The following is a 19339-nucleotide window of genomic DNA, read 5'->3' on the forward strand; positions in this document are numbered from 1 at the left end:
GCGCCGAGGTCGTGGGCAGGCGGTGGTGCTCGTCGGTCAGGGTGCCGCCGCGGCGCAGCGTGACGAGCCGGGGGTCTCGGTCGGTCGGGAGGATCGGCATGTGCCCAACCGACCGGCCGGGCCGTCGTGCTGCGCCTGCGCCCTACGCCGCGGTGCTGCCGCGCAGGATCGAGGACATCTTCTTGCCGCGCGCGACCTCGTCGACCAGCTTGTCCATCCAGCGGATCCGCTGCATGAGCAGGTCGGTGATCTCCTCGACCCGGACGCCGCAGATGACGCCCGTGATGAGGACGGCGTCCGGGTTCATGGCCGGTGCCTCGGCGAAGAACGTCTCGAGGTCGACCTCGTCGGCGACCGCCCTGGCGAGACCCGGCCCGTCATAACCGGTGAGCCAGGTGAGGACACGGTCGAGGTCGGCCGTGCTGCGGTCCTTGCGCTCCACCTTCTGCACGTACATCGGGTAGATGCTGGCGAACGTCATCCGCCGGATCCGGTCCGCGACCATCGTCGCCTCCTCGTGGTGCCGCACCTCGTGGTGCCGTGTTCTTCGTGGTGCCGTTCTTCGCGCTCCCCGCTGGGAGGCTACTGCTACTGGTGCGCCGCGCGCGGCAGGGCCGCGACGACCGTGGTGCGCTCGAGGCGCCCGGTCAGCGCCACCAGCCCGGCGGCGAGCGGCAGCAGCACCAGGTTGCCGAGCAGCATCGGGCGCAGGAACGGCAGCCCGGACACGTAGCTGGCCAGCAGGCCGTCGATCCCCGCCGGGTAGAAGGTGCCGCGGCCGAGCCACCACACCCCGGCGTTGGTCCACAGGTAGAAGAACAGGGAGCTGCCCACGCCGAAGCCCAGCGCGCTGACGAGCCGCGCGCCGGAGCCGCGCACCCGGCCGGCCCACCAGGCGCCGACGCCGATCACGGCCCACGCCGTCCAGGTGAACACCAGCACGTTCGAGTTGCCGAGCAGCACGTCGCTCAGCGCGACCACCACCAGGGGCGCGAGCATCGCGAGCCGGTGACGCAGCAGGCCCGCGGCGGCGAAGGCCGCGGCCGTCGACAGCTCGAGGTTCGGCGGGGCACCGAGGTCGTCCTTCACCAGGCGCCAGGCCACCGCGCCCGCGACGAGCAGCACGGCCAGCGCCGGGCGCCACCAGCGGCCGACGAGGTCGCGGGCGCCCAGCGGGGCGTCCAGACGTGGGGCGTGCGCAGACGTCACTTGATCTCCTCGAGCTTCCAGGTGATGGTCTGGCCGTCCTTCGTCTTCAGGGAGCCGGCGCCGACCTGGGCCGCCTCGTCGTCGACGTACAGTGCCCAGAACTCGGTCTCGGGATCGGCCTCCCGGCCGCGGATGGCGGTGACGTAGGCGTTCTCGCCCTTCCCCTGCACCTGGGCCTGCGGGTCGTTCTCCTCGAGCAGCTCGAGCGCCGAGCGCCCGTCCTCGCCCGCGTAGGAGAACTCGCTGAGGTTCTCCGCGACGTGCTCGCTCGGGTCGACCGAGACCGTCGGGCTCGCGGACGCGGCGGGGGCGTCGTCGGACCCGGAGCAGCCGGCCAGCAGGCCGACCGCCAGGACCGCCGCCGGAAGGCTCGCCAGGGCGCGCCGATGAAGGGGGTGGGTGATCGTCACGCCCCGAGATTACCCGGACCGCCGCGCCGCTCGCCCGGCGATCCACACCTCGGTCGTGCCGCGGCCCGCGCGCAACGGGCCGGCCGACGGGTCACACGTCGATGCGCGAGTGGTCCAGCGTCTGCGCGCCGGCCACGATGAACTCCTTGCGGGGCGCGACGTCGCTGCCCATCAGCAGCTCGAAGACCCGTTCGGCCGCCTCGGCGTGCTCCACCGTGACCCGGCGCAGCGTGCGGTGCCGGGGGTCCATCGTCGTCTCGGCGAGCTGGTCGGCGTCCATCTCCCCCAGGCCCTTGTACCGCTGGATGTCCTCCTTGTAGCGGCGCCCGGCGCGGTCGAGCTTCTTGAGCGTCGCCGTCAGCTCGGCCTCCGAGTACGTGTACAGGTACTCGTTCTTGCGTCGCCCCGAACCGATCACCTCGACGCGGTGCAGCGGCGGCACGGCGGCGAACACCCGGCCCCCCTCGAGCATCGGGCGCATGTACCGGTAGAAGAGCGTCAGCAGCAGCGTGCGGATGTGCGCGCCGTCGACGTCGGCGTCCGTCATCAGCACGATCTTGCCGTAGCGCGCCGCGTCGAGCTCGAACGACCGACCGGAGCCCGCGCCGATGACCTGGATGATCGCCGCGCACTCGACGTTGCGCAGCATGTCGCTGATCGACGCCTTCTGGACGTTGAGGATCTTGCCGCGGATCGGCAGCAGCGCCTGGAAGTCGGACGACCGGGCGAGCTTGGCCGTGCCGAGGGCGCTGTCTCCCTCGACGATGAAGAGCTCGCTGCGGTTGACGTCGTCGCTGCGGCAGTCGGCCAGCTTCGCCGGCAGCGAGGACGACTCCAGCGCGTTCTTGCGCCGCGAGATCTCCTTCTGCTTGCGCGCGGTGACGCGGGCCCGCATCTCGGCGACGACCTTCTCGAGCAGCAGCGCCGACTGCGCCTTCTCGTCCCGCTTCGTGGAGGTGAGCAGCGCGCCGAGCTCCTTCTCCACCACCCGCGAGACGATGCCGCGCACCGGCGCGGTGCCGAGGACCTCCTTGGTCTGCCCCTCGAACTGCGGCTCCGCCAGACGGACGGTCACGACGGCGGTCAGCCCGGCCAGGACGTCGTCCTTCTCGATGCGCTCCGCCGCGTCCTTGGTCGAGACCTTGAGCCGGCGCGCGTTCGCCTCGATCTGCTTGCGCACCGTCTTGAGCAGGCCCTGCTCGAACCCGGCGTGGTGCGACCCACCCTTCGGCGTCGCGATGATGTTCACGAAGGTGCGCAGCTCCGTCTCGTAGCCCCCGCCCCAGCGGAGCGCCACGTCCACCTCGCACTCGCGCTGCACCTCCTGCGGCGTCATGTGGCCGCGGGAGTCGAGCACGGGCACCGTCTCGCTGAAGTGCCCCTTGCCCTGCAGCCGCCACGTCGACGTGACCGGGGCGTCCGGCGCGAGGAACTCGACGAAGTCGACGGCGCCGCCCGAGTGCTGGAACACCTCCTCGTAGGGGCCGGACTCCCCCGGCGTGCCCGGCAGGCCGCGCTCGTCGCGCACCGTGAGCTTGAGGCCGGGCACGAGGAACGTCGTCTGGCGGGCGCGCGTGACCAGCTCGTCGTAGCTGAACACCGCCGACTTCGGGAAGACCTGCCGGTCCGCCCAGTAGCGCACCCGGGTGCCGGTGACACCGCGCTTGACCTTGCCGACGACGGCCAGCTCGCTGTGGTCGGTGAACGGGGTGAACGGGGACTCCGGCGACGGGCCCGTCGCCGGGTCGGAGAACACGCCCGGCTCGCCGCGGTGGAACGTCATCCGGTAGGTCTTGCCGCCGAGGTCGACCTCGGCGTCCAGGCGCGCGGAGAGCGCGTTGACCACCGAGGCACCGACGCCGTGCAGGCCGCCCGAGGCCGTGTACGAGCCGCCGCCGAACTTGCCGCCGGCGTGCAGCTTGGTGAAGACGACCTCGACGCCCGACAGCCCCGTCTTGGGCTCGACGTCGACGGGGATGCCGCGCCCGTCGTCCTCGACCGTGACCGACGAGTCCGCGTGCAGCACGACGCGGATCGTCGTCGCGTGGCCGCCCAGGGCCTCGTCGACCGAGTTGTCGATGATCTCCCACAGGCAGTGCATGAGGCCGCGCGAGTCGGTGGACCCGACGTACATGCCGGGGCGCTTGCGGACCGCCTCGAGGCCCTCGAGGACGGTCAGGTGGCGCGCGGTGTACCCGGACTCGGAGGTGGCAGTCACGGGAACGAGGGTAGACGACCCGAACAGGTGTTCCGTGTGGCCCACGCCGCTATGCCCGGAGCGAACCCGCCCCGCGGCCGGGATGCTCCGCGGCGGGGGGATGGTTGGATGGTCATGTGAGCACCACGACGATCGAACCGAGCCAGCCGCTGACCGCCGCCGACCGCTGCGACCGCTGCGGCGCCCAGGCGTACGTTCGCGTGGTCATGCCCGTCGGAGAGCTCCTCTTCTGCGGGCACCACGCACGTGCGCACGCGGACGCCTACGCGGACGTCGCGACCCACGTCCAGGACGAGACCGACAAGCTGCACGCCGAGCACGGCGCGGGCTGAGGTCCCCCGGACGGCAGGCCTGCGGGCCCCGTCCCGACGGACACAGCACCACGCAGCACGACACACCAGGAGCCCCGCGCCGCAGGTCGGCGCGGGGCTCCGGTGCGTCCGGGCTCGTCAGCCCCCGGCCACCTGCGCCACCTCCTCGGCGGCCAGGGCCCGGTCCCACACGCGCACGTCGTCGACCGCGCCCGCCCAGAAGTCGACGTCGCCCTCGCCGAACCGCGCACGGCCCACGGTGAGCGGCCCCTCGGACGCGGGGTTCAGGCACTGCGTCATCGAGTCCTGCAGGACGCCGTCGACGTACAGGGAGTGGGTCTGCGTGGCCGCGTCCCGCACGCCCGTGACGTGGTACCAGCGGTCGACCTCGGGCACGAACGTCGACTCGACCCGCCCGCCGGCCGTCGAGAACGAGAACCGGTCGTTGTCCCCCCGCTTCTGCAGGAAGAACGCCGACTGGACGGGGCCGTCCTGACCCACGGCGGTGCGCCAGCCGTCGTCACGGTCCATCTTGACCCAGGCGGAGACCGTGAAGCTGCCCGTCGTGTCCAGCACGGGTCCGGCGGTCTCGGCGTGGCCGCCCGTCCCGTCGAGCTGCAGCGCCCCGCCGTCCCGGCCGGCCGTCCACGTCGCGCCCGGGCGGAGCGTCAGGTCGGCGTCGCCCGCCGCGTCGGCGGCGACGTCACCGACGCCCTCGTCCAGCGGCCAGGCCGACAGCCCGGTCAGGCCGGGCGTGCCGGGGTCGTCCGGCGGCGCGGCACCGCTGCCGTCCGCGGTCTCGATGATCTCCTCGTTGATGGCACGCACCTGGTCGAAGTCCATCTTCTCGACCTGCCGGTCGTAGGTGAAGAAGCCGTTGACCTCGTGCTCGACGTCGGTGATCTGCGTGTAGATCGACCCGCCGACGCCGCACTGCTGCGCCGCGGTGACGACGTCGCGCTGGTTCTCGACGTACCGCCGGGTCAGCGTGGCGGGGTCCGGCGTCATCTCGTACGCGTGCCCGTCGGCGAACCACATGTGACCGTCCGTCTCGAGGCCGAATCCGCCGTGCTCGCCGTCGATCGACGCCCGCTTGGCGTCCGGCGCCGGCGTGGCCGGCCCGACGTACTGGTGCCAGTCGACGACGTCGCCGGCGCCGCTGTCCCCGAGCGAGTCGCAGCAGTTCACGCCGCTGTGCGCGTTCACCAGGCGGGACGGGTCCTGCGCCTTGACCTCCTCGGCGATGCGGCCGGTGGCCTCCCGGGACCACTCGCCCCAGCCCTCGTTGAACGGCACCCAGCCGATGACGGAGGTCCAGCTCGAGTGCTGGTCGACCATCTCGTGCAGCTCCCGCTCGAACTGCTCCTGGGCGGCGGCCGGCGGTCGCCCCCCGGTCTTCATGGAGGGCATGTCCTGCCAGACGAGGAGGCCGAGCCGGTCGGCGTGGTAGAACCAGCGGTCCGGCTCCACCTTGATGTGCTTGCGCACCGTGTTGAACCCCAGCTCCTTGTGCTGCTCGAGGTCGAACGCGAGCGCCTCGTCGGTGGGCGCGGTGTAGATGCCGTCCGGCCAGTACCCCTGGTCCAGCGTCGAGAGCAGGAAGGTGATCTCGCCGTTGAGGGTGATCCGGTTCTTGCCGTCGGCACCCGGCGCCACCCCGATCTCGCGCATCCCGAAGTAGGAGTCGACACGGTCGACGGGCCGCCCCTTCCCGCCGTCGTGCCCGGCGCTCCGGCCCGTGCCGTCGACGAGGCGCACCTGCAGGTCGTACAGGTACGGGTCGTCCGGCGACCAGAGGCGGGCGTCGGGCACCGGAAGGTCGAAGGTCTCGCCGACGACGCCGCGGGTGCGGCTCACCGGCCGCTTGCCGGCCCGCACCACGGCCTCGACCGTCATCCCCTCGGCCGCGTCGGTGCCCTCGACCGTGAGCGCCAACGTCCCCGAGTCGATGTCGGGGGTCATGTCCAGCTTCTCGACGGACGCCGGCGCGACCGGCTCGGCCCACACGGTCTGCCAGATGCCGGACGCCCCCTCGTAGAAGATGCCGCGGTCGGGGACGTTGCGCTGCTTGCCGACGGGCTGCCACGTGGCGTCCGTCCTGTCCGTCACGCCGACGACGACCTCCTGCGGGCCCGACCGGGTCAGGGCGTCGGTGACGTCGGCCGAGAACCGGCCGAACCCCCCGGTGTGCCGGGCCACCTCCTGGCCGTTCACCCACACGGTGGCGTCGTGGTCCACGGCGCCGAAGTGCAGCACGACCCGTTGGTCGCCGGCCCGCCAGGACTGCGGCACCTGCATCGTGCGGCGATACCACATGTGGTCGTCGTGGCGGTCGATCCCGGACAGCTCCGACTCCGCCGGGTACGGCACCAGGATCTCCTCGGCGAGGTCCTCGCCGAACGGGGGCGCCGCACCCTCCTCGGCCGCCGCGTACTGCCACAGGCCGTTGAGGTTGAGCCAGCGGTCGCGCTCCAGCTGCGGGCGGGGGTACTCCGGGAGCGCGTTGTCCGGGGTGACCTCGTCGGTCCACGGGGTCGGCAACCGGGCGTCGGTCACCGGCCAGGGGTCGGCGTCGGAGGCCGGCGCCGACGACGCCGGCAGCGGGCCGGCCACCGCCAGCACCCCGCCGGTGGCCACCGCCGCGAGGGCCGCGACCAGCCGCCGACGGCGCGCGTGCGGCGGTGGTGCGGGCCGTGCCTCGGGCCGGCTCAGGGGTGTGCTCGAACGGGGATTGCGTGATCTCTGCCGGAACGACAACGCTGTCACCTTTCCTCGGTCCACTCCGTCGTGGTGCCACCAGCGCACCCGCGATGCCTGGATCGCGCAACTCGGGCGGTCCTCGGACGCACGAGGGCCCGCACCCGAGAACCGGGTGCGGGCCCTGTGACCTGCGGGTGTCAGTCGAGGTAGTCGCGCAGCACCTGCGAGCGCGACGGGTGCCGCAGCTTCGACATCGTCTTGGACTCGATCTGACGGATGCGCTCGCGCGTCACGCCGTAGACCTTCCCGATCTCGTCGAGCGTCTTGGGCTGGCCGTCCTGGAGGCCGAACCGCATGGAGACCACGCCCGCCTCACGCTCGGAGAGCGTGTCGAGCACCTGGTGCAGCTGCTCCTGCAGCAGCGTGAACGACACGGCGTCCGCGGGGACGACCGCCTCGGAGTCCTCGATGAGGTCGCCGAACTCGCTGTCGCCGTCCTCGCCGAGGGGCGTGTGCAGGGAGATGGGCTCGCGACCGTACTTCTGGACCTCGACCACCTTCTCCGGGGTCATGTCCAGCTCCTTGGCCAGCTCCTCCGGGGTGGGCTCGCGGCCCAGGTCCTGGAGCATCTGACGCTGCACGCGGGCGAGCTTGTTGATGACCTCGACCATGTGCACCGGGATGCGGATGGTGCGGGCCTGGTCCGCCATGGCACGGGTGATCGCCTGCCGGATCCACCACGTCGCGTACGTCGAGAACTTGTAGCCCTTGGTGTAGTCGAACTTCTCGACCGCACGGATCAGGCCGAGGTTGCCCTCCTGGATGAGGTCCAGGAACAGCATGCCGCGGCCGGTGTAGCGCTTGGCCAGGGAGACCACGAGCCGCAGGTTCGCCTCGAGGAGGTGGTTCTTGGCGCGCTTGCCGTCGTGCGCGATCCATCGCAGGTCGCGGTACATGCGGCGCTCGTCGGCGTTCGCCTTGGTCCGGTCCCAGTCGGCGTAGTCCTTGGACAGCCGCTCCTCGGCGAACAGGCCTGCCTCGATGCGCTTGGCGAGCTCGACCTCCTGCTCCGCGTTGAGGAGCGCGACCTTGCCGATCTGCTTGAGGTAGTCCTTGACCGGGTCGGCCGTCGCGCCGGCGGTCACGACCTGCTGCGCCGGCTGGTCCTCGTCGTCGGTGTCGGAGACGACGAAGCCCGACGCCTCGTCCTCCGGCTTGCCGTCCTTGCCGGCGGCCTTGCCGTTGGCCTTCGCCGCAGCGGTGTCGTCGGCGTCGGCCTCGACGTGCTCGTCGTCGACCTCCTCGCCCACGGCGTCGGCGGTGCGGCTGGCGGCCTTCGACGTCTTGGTCGAACGGGTCGACGTGGACTTGCGGGCCGGCTTCTTGGCCGCGGCGGGCGCGTCGTCGTCGGCAGCGTCCGTGGCCGGCGCGGCCTTCGTCGTCGACGTCGACCCGGTGGCCGACTTCGTGGCCGCGGACCGCGTCGACGGCGCCTTCGCGCGCGTCGTGGTGGCACGACCGGCCGCGGCCGCCGCGACCTTCGTGGCGGCGGGCACGCCGATCTCGACCCCCGCCGTGGCGAGGGCCCGGAGCACCGCCTTCAGGCGCTTCGGGTCGCCCACCGACGCCTCCTCGCACGCGGCGCGGAAGCTCTCGGCGTCGACCCGACCGGCGGCGGTGCCGCGAGCGAGCAGCCCCTGCAGGGCAGGGTGCTCGAACTCACGGGGAAGTGCAGGGTTCTGCGCTGTGGACGCCACAAACCGACCTTTCGGCATTCGAGGGTACGGTGCACCGCCGTCGTTGCCCTGGGACTGGGAGGGTCGAGGCTCGAGCGGGACACCCCTATTGTACCGGCGACACCCGCGCCAGCACGGCACCCTGGGCTCCTGCGCCCGCATGTGCACCCTGCTCCGCTCGTTCACCGGTCCTTGTCCAACGCCCGGGACCGGACGAAGATTCCCACCATGCTGCGGCAGACGCGGCCTGGCGGAACCTCGGCCGGGGGCCGCCGCGCCGGCCTGTGACCGGCGGGTGGTCACGTGTGTCACACCACGGCGCCGTCGCCGTCACCCGCACGATCGCCCGCACCGTCACCACCAGGACGAACGCTCGCGTCCCTCGCGCGGCCGGGCCGTGCGGCCTCCGGTCGTCACGGCTTCACCGCGAGCACCGGGCACGGCGCCTCCAGCAGGATCCGCTGCGCGCCCGACCCCAGGATCAGCTTGCCCACCGGGCTGCGTCGACGGAGGCCGATCACGATCAGCTCGGCCCCGGAACCGTGCGCGGTCCGCACCAGGTCCTCCGCAAGATCACCCGTGCCGGGCACGATCCTGGAGGAGACACCGGCGTCGGCCAGCCGGGCCCCGACCGCCTCCACCGCCTCCCGGTCCTCCTCGGGCCGGCTCACGACGACGGCCAGGGGGACGTTCCGTTCCCGGGCCTCGGTGACGGCAGCGGTGAGCGCCGCCTGCCCCTCCGCCGTGCCCAGGAGTCCGACGACGATCGACATGGGTGGCACGCTACCCGACCCTCCCGCCGTCCGCGCCGGCCCCGGTGCCCCGGGGCATCGCCCGCACCCAGCCGGGCGGGACCGCCGCAGCGAGCACCCCGTCGAGCAGGGCTGCCAGCCGGTATGCCGGGTCCGCCTCGGCGGCCGCCGCGACGCGGTGGGCGGCGAGCCCGCCGTCACCCTGCCACCAGGCGAGCAGGCCCAGCAGCGTGAGCGGGGCGGCGTGCCACCGCCGCGGCACGTGCGCGACGAGCTGCTCCAGCACCACCTGCGCGGCTGCCGCCGTCCCCGGGTCCGGCAGGACGGCGACCCGCGGGTCCACGACGCGCGCGATCGCCCGCGCCGTGGCCACCTCGACCTCGGCCCGCCCGGCAGCGTCCTCGTCGGGAGCGTCCCTGCCGGCGACGGTGCGGCGCGCGGGCTCGTCCCCGCCGGGGATCACGGACAGCAGGACGGCGTCCCGGACCGCGACGTCGTCGAGCGCGACGGCGAACCGGCCCAGGCGTGCGGGCGGCAGGTCCGTCGGCGCGGACTCCCCCGGGCCGAGCTCGAGGTCCCGCGCGGCGTGGCGCACGAGGTCGCACCACAGGTCGTACCCGGAGGCCCGGCTGCGGGCGGCGTGGTCCCGTGGCGTCGCACCGGCGCCCGCGGCCGGCGCCTCGCGGACGGCCTCCCGGGCACGGGCGGCGCGGGTCGCAGCGCGCGCCGCCCGCGAGCGCCGGGCGTCGTCGACCCGAGGGAGCCGGTACGCGTCGTCGGCCGACGACGCCACCGCGCGCCCGGTCAGCGCCAGCGCCGCGTTGACCGCGCGGTGCTCGAGGTCGGCGGGCGGGTGCCCGTGCGGAGGGCAGCACGCGGGGTCGGTGCAGTCCAGGCCGCGATAGCCCTCAGGCGCCACCAGCCAGGGGTCGACGTCGCCCACGAGCGCGAGCTCCGCCAGCGCGGGACCGACCAGGCGCCGCGCGGTCCGCGCGTCGCGCGCCGTGTGGACCGCCGCGACGATCTCCGCGGTCCCGACCCGCCGTGCCGCCGCGACCAGCCGGTCGACGGCGCCCCGCCCTTCCCTGCCGGACGAGCCGCCGCGCAGGTCGTCGAGGCCCACCCGGGCGACCAGTCCCACGACCTGCCGGTCGGTGACACACACGACCACGAGGCTCTCCCTCGGCCGGTACCCGAGGAGGTGCGGGACCGCCGCGAGGAGGTCGCGGGCGGAGCGTGCCCGGACGACCGGCGGGTCGGCGTCCGCGGCGGGACTGCCGGCGGCACCGCCGCCGGGGTCGGCGGACGGGTCGGGCGGCGGCACGGCATCACGTGTCTGGGCTGTCGGTGGCATGCCCCGATCCCAGCGCGCTCCGGTCGCGCCCCGCGCGGCCGGTGGGCAGGTCTGTGGACGCCCCGACCTGGGCACAGGTTCCGCCGCCCGTCGCCCCGCGCACCGACCCGTCGTGACCGACGACCGCGGGGCCCGCTACGGTGGGCGCCGTGCTCCCGTCCGACCCTGCGCACCCCCGTCGACCCCGCGCCGTGAGGCGTCCCGCGACGCGTCCCGCGGGCGTCGTGGCAGGCGTCACGAGCGTGCTGCTCCTGGCCGGCCTCACGGCCTGCCAGGCGGACGGCGGTCCCGCGTCCGGCTCCGACGCCTCCGCCCGGTCGGCCGCGTCGGACACGTCCGACGACTCCGGGCGCGGCGTCCGCGGCGAACCCGGGGACGACGCGGAGACCACCACGGACCCCCAGCCCGCCGACACCCCGGCGGCGCTCCCCACGTTCGACCCCGCCACCACCGTGGGCGGGTACGCGCCGGACTTCCCGAAGGACCTCCTCGGCGCACCGGACGACGCGACGGTGCTCGCCAGCTCCGCCGTCCCCGGCGACGGGCGGCTGACCGAGGTGACGCTCAACCTCACCACCTCCCGCAGCGCGCAGCAGGTCATCGACCAGCTCGCCGAACGGCTCCGGGACGCCGGGTTCGAGGAGTCGGCGTCGACGACCTTCTCCGGGCTCACGGCGCAGACCACCTTCACCCGCAAGCAGCAGCACAAGAAGCCCGTCCTGGAGACCGTGCTCCTCGGCGTCTTCGACGAGGGCGAACGGCGGCTCGTGACGGTGAGCGGGTCCCTCGTCGTCTGACCCCTCCCGGCGCCCGGCCCGGCTCACCGCGCCCGCGGGTCGGCTTAGGCTGTCGGACATGCCCACCGCCACCGCCCTCGTCGATCTCGAGAACCTCCGCACCGACGTGGACGCGGCGCTCGACCAGCACCTCGAGGCCCTGGCCGCCGAGGTGAGCACGGTGGGCGCCGCCGCGTCCGCGCTGACCACGCAGGTCGCCGCGCTGCTCTCCGGCGGCAAGCGCCTCCGGGCGGCGTTCTGCTACTGGTCCGCGCGGGCCCACGGCGTGCCGGCCGAGGGTCCCGGGCGGGACGCGGCCGTGCGCGCGGGCGCCGCGCTCGAGCTGTTCCAGGCTGCGGCGCTGCTGCACGACGACGTCATGGACGCCTCCGACACACGCCGCGGCCGCCCGACGGCCCACCGCGTGTTCGAGGCCCGGCACTCCGGCGCCCGCTGGTCGGGGGACGCGGGGCGCTTCGGCACGGCGGCGGCGATCCTGCTCGGGGACCTGTGCCTCGTCGCGTGCCAGCGCGAGATGGCGGCCGCGGTCGCCGGGCTGCCGGCGGGACGCGCGGCGGCGACGCGCGAGGTCTTCGACGCGATGCAGACCGAGGTCGTCGTCGGGCAGTACCTCGACGTGCTCGTGCAGGCCGAGCCGTGGGGGCTCGACCCGGCGTCCGACGAGCAGCGCGCACGGGCGGTGCTGCGGGCGAAGTCGGCCCGCTACTCGGTCGAGCGGCCGCTCGTCCTCGGCGCGCTGCTCGCCGGCGCGGGGCCGGAGGCGCTCGCCGCGATGACCGCGGCGGGCACCCCGCTGGGCGAGGCCTTCCAGCTCCGCGACGACGTCCTCGGGGTCTTCGGCGACCCGGCGGTGACGGGCAAGCCCGCCGGGGACGACCTGCGCGAGGGCAAGCGGACCGTCCTCGTCGCCCGGACGATGGCGAACGCCGACGGTGCCGGCCGCGAGCTGCTGGCGACGAGCCTGGGCGACCCCGACCTCGACGCCGGGACGGTGGCCCGGCTGCGCGACGTCATCACCTCGAGCGGCGCGCTCGCAGAGGTCGAGGACCTCATCGCCCAGCTGACCGGGCAGGCCCTCGACGCCCTCGGCGCGGCCGACCTCGACGAGCGCTCCCGGACGGTGCTCGCCGACCTCGCGCGGGCGGCGGTCGACCGGGCCGCCTGAGCGGCGCCCGACCACCGCCGACGCGCCGGGAGTCCACGGGACGTCCGCGGGGCGTGCCGGACCGTCAGCCGACGGTCTGGGCCACGCGCCGCACCTCGTGCTTGCGCCCGGACCGGAGCGCCTCGACCGGGGTGGTCCCCATCGACTCCTCCGGCTCGAAGAGCCAGCGCAGGATGTCGTCGTCGGGCAGTCCGCCGTCAGCGAGGACGAGGACCGTGCCGCGCAACGCCCCGAGCACCTCCTGGCCGCCGTCCTCGGACGGCACCAGGAACGCGGCGGGCACCTGGAACGTGCGACGCTCCCCGCGCCGCACCCCCACCAGGTTCCGCTCCGACACCTGCCGGCGGACCTTGCCGACGTCGGTGCCGAGCGCCTCGGCGACGTCGGGCAGCGTCAGCCACTCCCCGACGAGCGCATCGAGCGAGCTCTGCCCGTCGTCGTCGGACGGGCGGGCCTGGGTGGGGGACGCATCACTCACCGGGCCAGCCTACGGCCCCGCCGGCGCCCCCGCGCCTACACTCGTCGCGTGGCCATCGCGACGACCGACCCGCTCCTCGGCCGCCTGGTCGACGGGCGGTACGAGGTCTCCGCACGCCTCGCCCGCGGCGGGATGGCCACGGTCTACCTCGCCACCGACCGCCGGCTCGACCGCGACGTCGCGGTCAAGGTCATGCACCCCCACCTGGCGGACGGCGTCGACGGCGCGGCCTTCGTCTCCCGCTTCCGGCGGGAGGCGCGGGCCGCCGCACGCCTCACCCACCCGGGGGTGGTCGCCGTCTACGACCAGGGGCTCGACGGCGACACGAGCTACCTCGTGATGGAGTACGTGCCGGGCACCAACCTGCGGCACGAGCTGCACACCGAGGGCACGCTGAGCGTGCGGCGCACGCTCGACGTCCTGGCCCAGGTCCTCGCCGCGCTCGCCGCCGCGCACCGCAAGCAGCTCGTGCACCGCGACGTGAAGCCCGAGAACGTCCTCGTCGTCGCCGACCCGGACGCCACCGACGACGAGCCCGAGGACGGCGACGGGCCGGCCGGTGGCCGGGTGAAGGTCGCGGACTTCGGCCTCGCGCGCGCGGTCACCGAGGTCACGTCGACGGCCACCGGGACCATCCTGGGCACCGTCGCCTACCTCGCCCCCGAGGTGGTGACGAGCGGCGCCTGCGACGCCCGGACCGACGTCTACGCGGTGGGCGTGCTCGCGTACGAGATGCTCACCGGGACGCTCCCCTACCCCGGGGAGCCGCCCCTGCAGGTGGCGTTCCACCACGTCCACGACGACTTCCCGGCGCCGTCCGGACGGGTGCCCTGGCTGCCCCCCGAGCTGGACCGGTTCGTGGCCTCGTGCACCGCACGCAACCCCCAGGCCCGACCTGCGGACGCGGGTGCGGCGCTCGAGGCGCTCGAGCTCCTGCGCGCGGGGCTCGACGACGACGTCCTGGACCTGCGTGCCGACCCGCCGCCGCGGGTGGCCGACGACGCCGACGACGCCCCCCGCGGCCCCGACGAGGACGACGTCGACGACGGCGGGACGAGCGCCGTGGACGAGATCCCGACCGGCTTCTTCCAGGAGGTCTCCGCGCCGGGCCGCGCGACCGACCTCCTCGTCGAGCAGCCGACCGCGGCGCTCGACGACGGGAGCCGGCGGCGCTCGCGACGGCGGCGTGTCGTCGCCTGGGTCCTCGTGCTGCTCCTGCTGGTCGGCGGGGGCGGCTACAGCACCTGGTGGTGGTTCGACGACGGCCCCGGCGCCTGGACCACCGTGCCCACCGGCATCGCGGGCGTGCCCGCGGACGACGCCGAGCAGGTGCTCGGCCAGGCCGGCCTCGACACGTCGGCCAGCCGTGCCTTCCACGACGACGTCCCCGCCGGCGCCGTCGTCACCACCCGCCCCGCGCCGGGCGAGCGCGTCCGCAAGGACGGCAGCGTGGAGGTGGTGGTCTCGCGCGGGGTGCAGATGCTCACCGTCCCGGGCGAGCTGGTCGGCGCGCACCGGAAGCAGGCCGCGGCAGCGCTCGAGGACGCCGGGTTCGGGCTCGCGCCCGTGGTCCGCGAGCACGACGACGCGGCGGCGAAGGGCACCGTCCTGGGCGTCTCGGTGCCCGAGGGCTCACGGCAGCGGCACGACACCCCGGTGCGGCTGACGGTGTCCGACGGCCCGGCACCCGTCCAGGTGCCGCAGGAGGTCGGCAAGGAGAAGGACGAGGCCGTCGCCGACCTGGAGAGCCTGGGGCTGCGCGTCACGCTCGCCGAGCCCGAGTACTCCGAGACCGTGGACAAGGGCCACGTGCTGTCCCAGACGCCCGAGCACGGGGCCACCGCGCACCGGACCGACACCGTGACGCTCACCGTGTCGCAGGGCCCGCCCCTGGTCGCCGTGCCCGACGTCGTCGGGATGAAGAGCGCCGAGGCCCACGACGCGCTGGAGAAGGCCGGCTTCCAGGTGGAGGAGAACAGCTACCTCGGCGGGCTGCTCGATACCGTGCGGTTCCAGGACACCACCGGCAAGGCGCCCAAGGGCAGCACCGTCACCGTGACTGTCTGGTGAGCATCTCCGCCACCTGGAACGCCGTCTCCAGCGACTGCTGGTGGTTGAGCCGCGGGTCGACCAGCGTCTCGTAGCGCAGCGCGAGCCCGTCGTCGGAGATCTCCTCGCTCCCGCCGAGCACCTCGGTGACGTCGTCACCGGTGAGCTCCATGTGCAGGCCGCCGGGCACCGTGCCGAGCGCCCGGTGCACCTCGAAGAACCCGGTGACCTCGTCCAGCACGTCGGCGAACCGGCGCGTCTTGAACCCGCTGTCCGACGTGATCGTGTTCCCGTGCATGGGGTCGGTCACCCAGGTGACCGCCACCCCGGCCGCGGTCACCTCCTCGACGACGGCGGGCAGCACGTCGCGCACCCGGCCGGCGCCCATGCGGGCGACGAACGTCAGCCGGCCCGGCACGTTGTCCGGGTTGAGGCGCTCGGCGAGCGCGATCGCGTCCGCCGGCGCCGTCGTCGGCCCGAGCTTGACCCCGACCGGGTTCGCCACGCGGGACAGGAACTCGACGTGCGCGCCGTCGAGCTGGCGCGTGCGCTCCCCGATCCACAGGAAGTGCGCGGAGGTGTCGTACGCACGGCCCGTCGCCGGGTCGACCCGCGTCAGCGCCCGCTCGTAGTCGAGGATGAGCGCCTCGTGGCTGAGGTAGAACTCGACCGTGCGCAGCGCGTCGAAGTCCGCGCCGCACGCCTCCATGAACCGGATCGCCCGGTCGATCTCGGTGGCCGTGCGCTCGTACCGCGAGTACGCGGGGTTGCGCATGAAGCCGCGGTTCCACTCGTGCACCTGCCGCAGGTCGGCGTAGCCCCCGCGGGTGAAGGCCCGCACGACGTTCGCCGTCGCCGCCGAGATCCGGTACGCCTGCTCGAGGCGGCGCGGGTCGGGGGCCCTGTCGGCCGGGGTGAAGGGGTGCCCGTTGACCATGTCCCCGCGGTAGGCCGGCAGCGTCACGCCGTCGCGCGTCTCCGAGTCGCTCGAGCGCGGCTTGGCGTACTGCCCGGCGAGCCGGCCCATCTTGACCACGGGCGTGCTGGCCCCGTGGGTGAGGACGACCGCCATCTGCAGGATGGTGCGCACCTTGTTGCGGATGCGCGTCGCGCTCGCGTCGGCGAACGTCTCGGCGCAGTCGCCGCCCTGCAGGAGGAACGCCTCGCCGCGGCCGGCCGCGGCGAGGCGCTGCGTGAGCAGCTCGGCCTCCGCCGGCACCACCAGGGGCGCAGCACCCGACAGCCGCGCGGCGACGGCCGCGAGGGCGTCCGCGTCGGGCCAGGCCGGCTGCTGGCGTGCCTCGAGCGCGCGGAACCGGTCGAGCCCCTCAGGGTCCGTGCCGGGTGCCACGATGTCGACGGCGGTGCTCATGCGGGTCCCCCGAGCTCTCGGTGCCGGTGCCTCAGTGCGCGGCCGGCTGCGCCGCGACCAGCGGCTGGCCGATGCCCTCGAGGATCTCGCCGAACCAGGGCACCGAGACGTCGAACGCCTTGCCGCCCGCGATGCGCGGGAACGCGATCGCCTTGAGGCGGTCGCCGTCCTCCTCGTCGTGGCCGATGACGCCGGCCTCGCCGCGCAGCGCGCACTCGACGGCCAGGTCGGTCATCGACTTGATGAGGCGCAGGTCCTCGGCGTTCGCGGCCGCGGCACGCGAGTAGTAGCCCGACTTCTGCACCATGACCTTCTCGGCACCGAGCTTCTCGGCGAACTGCTTCGCGAACCACTGCCCGGGGTTGATGGTGTCGAGCTTGACGTGGCCGAACGGGTCGCGCGGCACCTCCTCGCCGGCGGCCTCGAGCTGCGCGACGATCTCGTGCATGCCCGCGCCCTCGGACAGGAAGATGTTGACGTTGCCGATCTCGTCCATCGTGGTGCGTAGGCGCGCGGCCTCGGCCTCGATGTCGAGCTGCAGCTCCGGCAGGAACACCGCGTGCACGTCCCAGCGCTCGCGCGTCAGGCCGAGGGCGGGCGCCCACTCCTGCGCGTCGAGCCACGTGCGGTACTCCTTCGCGGCGGCCGCGGTGAGCCAGCCGCAGTGCCGGCCCATGACCTCGTGCACGATGAGCATGCGCGGGCCCGAGCGGTGCTCGCCGATGACGTTCGCGGCGAAGCCCGCGGCCTCCTCGGCCGCCGTCCACGCACCGAGCGACTGACGGATCGGCACCACGTCGTTGTCGATCGTCTTGGGCAGCCCGACGACGGTGAGCTCGTACCCGTTGTCGTGCAGGTAGGCCGCGAGGTCCGCGGCCGTCGTGTTGGTGTCGTCGCCGCCGATGGTGTGCAGGACGTCGACGCCGTCGGCCTTGAGCTGCTCGGCCGCGACCTCGAGCGGGTTCTGCCCCTCGGACACGAGACCGCGCTTGACGCAGTCCGCGGCGTTGGTGAGCTTCACGCGCGAGTTGCCGATCGGCGAGCCGCCGAAGCGGTGCAGGATGCCGGCCTGCTTGCGGCCCTCGCCGTCCACCACGATCTTCGTCCCCGTGAGCAGGCCGTGGTAGCCGTACTGGTAGGCGATGATCTCGATCGACGGGTCGAGCTCGGTGTACCGCTCGATGAGGCCACCGACCGCGGATGACAGGCACGGGGCGAAGCCGCCAGCGGTCAGGAGAGCCACACGACGAACCGACATGACAGGAGCTACCTCTCGGTGGGGGACGAACTGCCCTGACATCCTATGAGCACCCACGGGCGCGCGGCACCGGCGTCCACGGGCGCCGCCGACCGTGCGCGACCGGCCCGTCCCGTGCGATGATGCCGGGACGAGCCTCCCCCGCCACCGGCGCCGGGAGGCTCTCTCGTATGACCTCGACGAACTCTCGCCCGCACCCGTCACGACCCGCCGCGCCGGGCGACCCGCTGCCTGTCGTCCGCCCTGCCGTGGCCGCGGACCGCGCCCTGCTGGACCGCCTGTGGCAGCTCTTCCGCCACGACCTGTCGGACGTCGACGGCACCCTGCCCGACGCGGCCGGCCGGTTCCGCGACGAGCGCCTGCACGCGGCGTTCACCGACCCCGGATGGCGCGGCCACGTCGTCGAGCGGGGCAGGCGGCCCGCGGGGTTCGCCCTCGTGCGCGGGCTGGACGGCCCCGTCCGGGTGCTCTCCGCGTTCTTCGTGGCCCGCGGCGCCCGGCGCGAGGGCGTCGGCCGTCATCTCGCAGCCCGGGTGCTCGCGTCGACGCCCGGGACGTGGGAGGTGCCCTTCCAGGACGCCAACCTGCCCGCCGCGGCGTTCTGGCGGCGGGTCGCCGAGGAGGCGGCCCCGGGAGCGTGGGCCCTCGAGCACCGCCCGGTGCCGGGCCGGCCGGACCTGCCGCCGGACGCCTGGATCGTGCTCGACGTCGCCTGACGGGGGCTCAGCCTTCCTCGTCGACCTTCCGGCCGGCGGCCAGGCGGGCCTTCATGGTCGCGGCGTAGACGTCCACGTACTCCTGCTCGGAGAGCCGCATGATCGCGTACATGATCTCGTCGGCCACCGACCGCAGGACGAACCGGTCGTGCTCCATCCCGCGGTAGCGGCTGAAGTCGAGCGGCTCGCCGATGACGATGCCGATCGGCATCGGCTTGGGGACCGCCCGGCCGAGCGGCTGGGCGACGTCGGTGCCCACCATCGCGACGGGGACCACGGGGGCGCCGGACTCGAGCGCCAGGCGGGCGACGCCCGTCTTGCCCCGGTACAGGCGGCCGTCCGGGCTACGGGTGCCCTCCGGGTAGATGCCGAAGAGGTCGCCCTCGTCGAGCACCCGCAGCCCGGTGCGCAGGGCGGCCTCGCTCGCCTTGCCCCCCGCACGGTCGACCGGGATGGTGCCGACGCCGCGCATGAAGCCCGCCACCAGGCGGCCGCGGACCCCACCGCCGGTGAAGTAGTCCGACTTGCCGAGGAACTGCACCTGCCGGTCCAGCACGAGGGGCAGCACGAACGAGTCGATCACCGCGAGGTGGTTGCTGGCGAGGATGGCCGGGCCGCTGGACGGCACGTTCTCCACGCCTTTCGTCCAGGGGCGGAAGGCGAGCCGGAGCCACGGTCCGACCAGCACGTTCTTCATCACCCAGTAGAACAACGGTCCTCCTCGACGTGCGCCTTGCGGTCACCACTGCGTCCACCGGCGTCGTCCGCCGATGGGTTCTGCCCCTGCCTTCCGCAAGGCGTCGCCCACGACAAT

At 74.0% G+C, this 19339-nt stretch carries 17 protein-coding genes and 1 pseudogene; 5 read left to right on the forward strand and 13 right to left on the reverse strand.

All coding sequences use genetic code 11. The annotated features are described in order from the left end of the window. Window positions 1–16 precede the first annotated feature (16 nt). The 5 genes and pseudogenes from IEW03_RS20695 to IEW03_RS19395 form a co-directional block, all read right to left on the reverse strand. Window positions 17–100, reverse strand: a pseudogene (locus tag IEW03_RS20695) (putative immunity protein); the annotation flags it as partial. 42 nt (window positions 101–142) lie between these two features. Next, on the reverse strand, window positions 143–505 hold the full coding sequence (locus IEW03_RS19380; RefSeq protein WP_188525363.1) for a DUF2200 domain-containing protein: 363 nt from the start codon (window positions 503–505) through the stop codon (window positions 143–145). An 83-nt stretch (window positions 506–588) separates the two neighbouring features. Beyond that, window positions 589–1209 carry a DUF6580 family putative transport protein gene (locus IEW03_RS19385; protein ID WP_188525364.1) on the reverse strand — a complete coding sequence of 207 codons (621 nt, stop codon included), beginning with the start codon at window positions 1207–1209 and terminating at the stop codon, window positions 589–591. Further along, on the reverse strand, window positions 1206–1619 hold the full coding sequence (locus IEW03_RS19390; RefSeq protein ID WP_188525365.1) for a DUF4430 domain-containing protein: 414 nt from the start codon (window positions 1617–1619) through the stop codon (window positions 1206–1208). Before IEW03_RS19390 ends, IEW03_RS19385 begins: the two co-directional genes overlap by 4 nt. A gap of 91 nt (window positions 1620–1710) precedes the next feature. Beyond that, on the reverse strand, window positions 1711–3837 hold the full coding sequence (locus IEW03_RS19395) for a DNA gyrase/topoisomerase IV subunit B (RefSeq protein ID WP_188525366.1): 2127 nt from the start codon (window positions 3835–3837) through the stop codon (window positions 1711–1713). A 116-nt stretch (window positions 3838–3953) separates the two neighbouring features. On the opposite strand from IEW03_RS19395, the gene IEW03_RS19400 reads away from it, so the two are divergent. After that, complete coding sequence (locus IEW03_RS19400; protein ID WP_188525367.1) at window positions 3954–4169, forward strand: DUF7455 domain-containing protein; 216 nt, start codon at window positions 3954–3956, stop codon at window positions 4167–4169. Between the two features lie 117 nt (window positions 4170–4286). On the opposite strand, the gene IEW03_RS19405 is transcribed toward IEW03_RS19400, so the two are convergent. The 4 genes from IEW03_RS19405 to IEW03_RS19420 all read right to left on the reverse strand — a co-directional run bounded on the left by IEW03_RS19405 (window position 4287) and on the right by IEW03_RS19420 (window position 10690). Continuing rightward, entirely contained in the window at window positions 4287–6785 is a 2499-nt protein-coding gene (locus tag IEW03_RS19405; protein WP_229738445.1) for a LamG-like jellyroll fold domain-containing protein, read from the reverse strand. A 260-nt stretch (window positions 6786–7045) separates the two neighbouring features. Beyond that, window positions 7046–8605 carry an RNA polymerase sigma factor gene (locus tag IEW03_RS19410; protein ID WP_229738446.1) on the reverse strand — a complete coding sequence of 520 codons (1560 nt, stop codon included), beginning with the start codon at window positions 8603–8605 and terminating at the stop codon, window positions 7046–7048. 392 nt (window positions 8606–8997) lie between these two features. Then, window positions 8998–9357: a universal stress protein gene (locus tag IEW03_RS19415; RefSeq protein WP_188525369.1), complete on the reverse strand. Its 360-nt coding sequence runs from the start codon at window positions 9355–9357 to the stop codon at window positions 8998–9000. A gap of 10 nt (window positions 9358–9367) precedes the next feature. Further along, the gene (locus IEW03_RS19420; RefSeq protein WP_188525370.1) at window positions 9368–10690 is read right to left on the reverse strand and encodes a DUF4192 family protein; all 1323 of its coding nucleotides are present in this window, start codon (window positions 10688–10690) and stop codon (window positions 9368–9370) included. A gap of 191 nt (window positions 10691–10881) precedes the next feature. Here IEW03_RS19420 and IEW03_RS19425 point away from each other — a divergent pair, with 191 nt between their 5' ends. Next, a complete protein-coding gene (locus IEW03_RS19425) occupies window positions 10882–11487 on the forward strand; it encodes a hypothetical protein (protein ID WP_188525371.1) in 606 nt (201 codons plus the stop codon). Window positions 11488–11545: 58 nt separating this feature from the next. Further along, window positions 11546–12652: a polyprenyl synthetase family protein gene (locus IEW03_RS19430; protein ID WP_188525372.1), complete on the forward strand. Its 1107-nt coding sequence runs from the start codon at window positions 11546–11548 to the stop codon at window positions 12650–12652. A 64-nt stretch (window positions 12653–12716) separates the two neighbouring features. Here the strand turns inward: IEW03_RS19430 and IEW03_RS19435 are convergent, their stop codons facing one another. Beyond that, window positions 12717–13130 carry an Rv2175c family DNA-binding protein gene (locus IEW03_RS19435; protein WP_188525373.1) on the reverse strand — a complete coding sequence of 138 codons (414 nt, stop codon included), beginning with the start codon at window positions 13128–13130 and terminating at the stop codon, window positions 12717–12719. Window positions 13131–13178: 48 nt separating this feature from the next. Here IEW03_RS19435 and pknB point away from each other — a divergent pair, with 48 nt between their 5' ends. Next, the gene (gene pknB, locus IEW03_RS19440) at window positions 13179–15200 is read left to right on the forward strand and encodes a Stk1 family PASTA domain-containing Ser/Thr kinase (RefSeq protein ID WP_188525374.1); all 2022 of its coding nucleotides are present in this window, start codon (window positions 13179–13181) and stop codon (window positions 15198–15200) included. Here pknB and IEW03_RS19445 read toward each other — a convergent pair. Next, window positions 15181–16551, reverse strand: coding sequence for a class II 3-deoxy-7-phosphoheptulonate synthase (locus IEW03_RS19445; RefSeq protein ID WP_188525375.1), 1371 nt, complete (start codon window positions 16549–16551; stop codon window positions 15181–15183). The genes pknB and IEW03_RS19445 overlap by 20 nt on opposite strands. Before the next feature lie 31 nt (window positions 16552–16582). Next, window positions 16583–17809 (reverse strand): pyrophosphate--fructose-6-phosphate 1-phosphotransferase, encoded by a 1227-nt coding sequence (locus IEW03_RS19450; protein WP_188525376.1) that lies wholly within the window; start codon window positions 17807–17809, stop codon window positions 16583–16585. A gap of 170 nt (window positions 17810–17979) precedes the next feature. On the opposite strand from IEW03_RS19450, the gene IEW03_RS19455 reads away from it, so the two are divergent. Then, the gene (locus IEW03_RS19455) at window positions 17980–18525 is read left to right on the forward strand and encodes a GNAT family N-acetyltransferase (RefSeq protein ID WP_188525377.1); all 546 of its coding nucleotides are present in this window, start codon (window positions 17980–17982) and stop codon (window positions 18523–18525) included. 7 nt (window positions 18526–18532) lie between these two features. On the opposite strand, the gene IEW03_RS19460 is transcribed toward IEW03_RS19455, so the two are convergent. Continuing rightward, window positions 18533–19237 (reverse strand): lysophospholipid acyltransferase family protein, encoded by a 705-nt coding sequence (locus tag IEW03_RS19460; protein WP_188525378.1) that lies wholly within the window; start codon window positions 19235–19237, stop codon window positions 18533–18535. Window positions 19238–19339 lie beyond the last annotated feature (102 nt).

It is taken from the genome of Isoptericola cucumis (assembly GCF_014635665.1).
Lineage (GTDB): Bacteria > Actinomycetota > Actinomycetes > Actinomycetales > Cellulomonadaceae > Isoptericola > Isoptericola cucumis.

Coding starts and splice junctions, on each gene's coding strand:
- IEW03_RS19380 (WP_188525363.1), bottom strand. CDS start 505: ATGGTCGCGGACCGGATCCGGCGGATGACGTTCGCCAGCATCTACCCG.
- IEW03_RS19415 (WP_188525369.1), bottom strand. CDS start 9,357: ATGTCGATCGTCGTCGGACTCCTGGGCACGGCGGAGGGGCAGGCGGCG.
- IEW03_RS19420 (WP_188525370.1), bottom strand. CDS start 10,690: ATGCCACCGACAGCCCAGACACGTGATGCCGTGCCGCCGCCCGACCCG.
- IEW03_RS19430 (WP_188525372.1), top strand. CDS start 11,546: ATGCCCACCGCCACCGCCCTCGTCGATCTCGAGAACCTCCGCACCGAC.
- IEW03_RS19445 (WP_188525375.1), bottom strand. CDS start 16,551: ATGAGCACCGCCGTCGACATCGTGGCACCCGGCACGGACCCTGAGGGG.
- IEW03_RS19450 (WP_188525376.1), bottom strand. CDS start 17,809: ATGTCGGTTCGTCGTGTGGCTCTCCTGACCGCTGGCGGCTTCGCCCCG.
- IEW03_RS19455 (WP_188525377.1), top strand. CDS start 17,980: ATGACCTCGACGAACTCTCGCCCGCACCCGTCACGACCCGCCGCGCCG.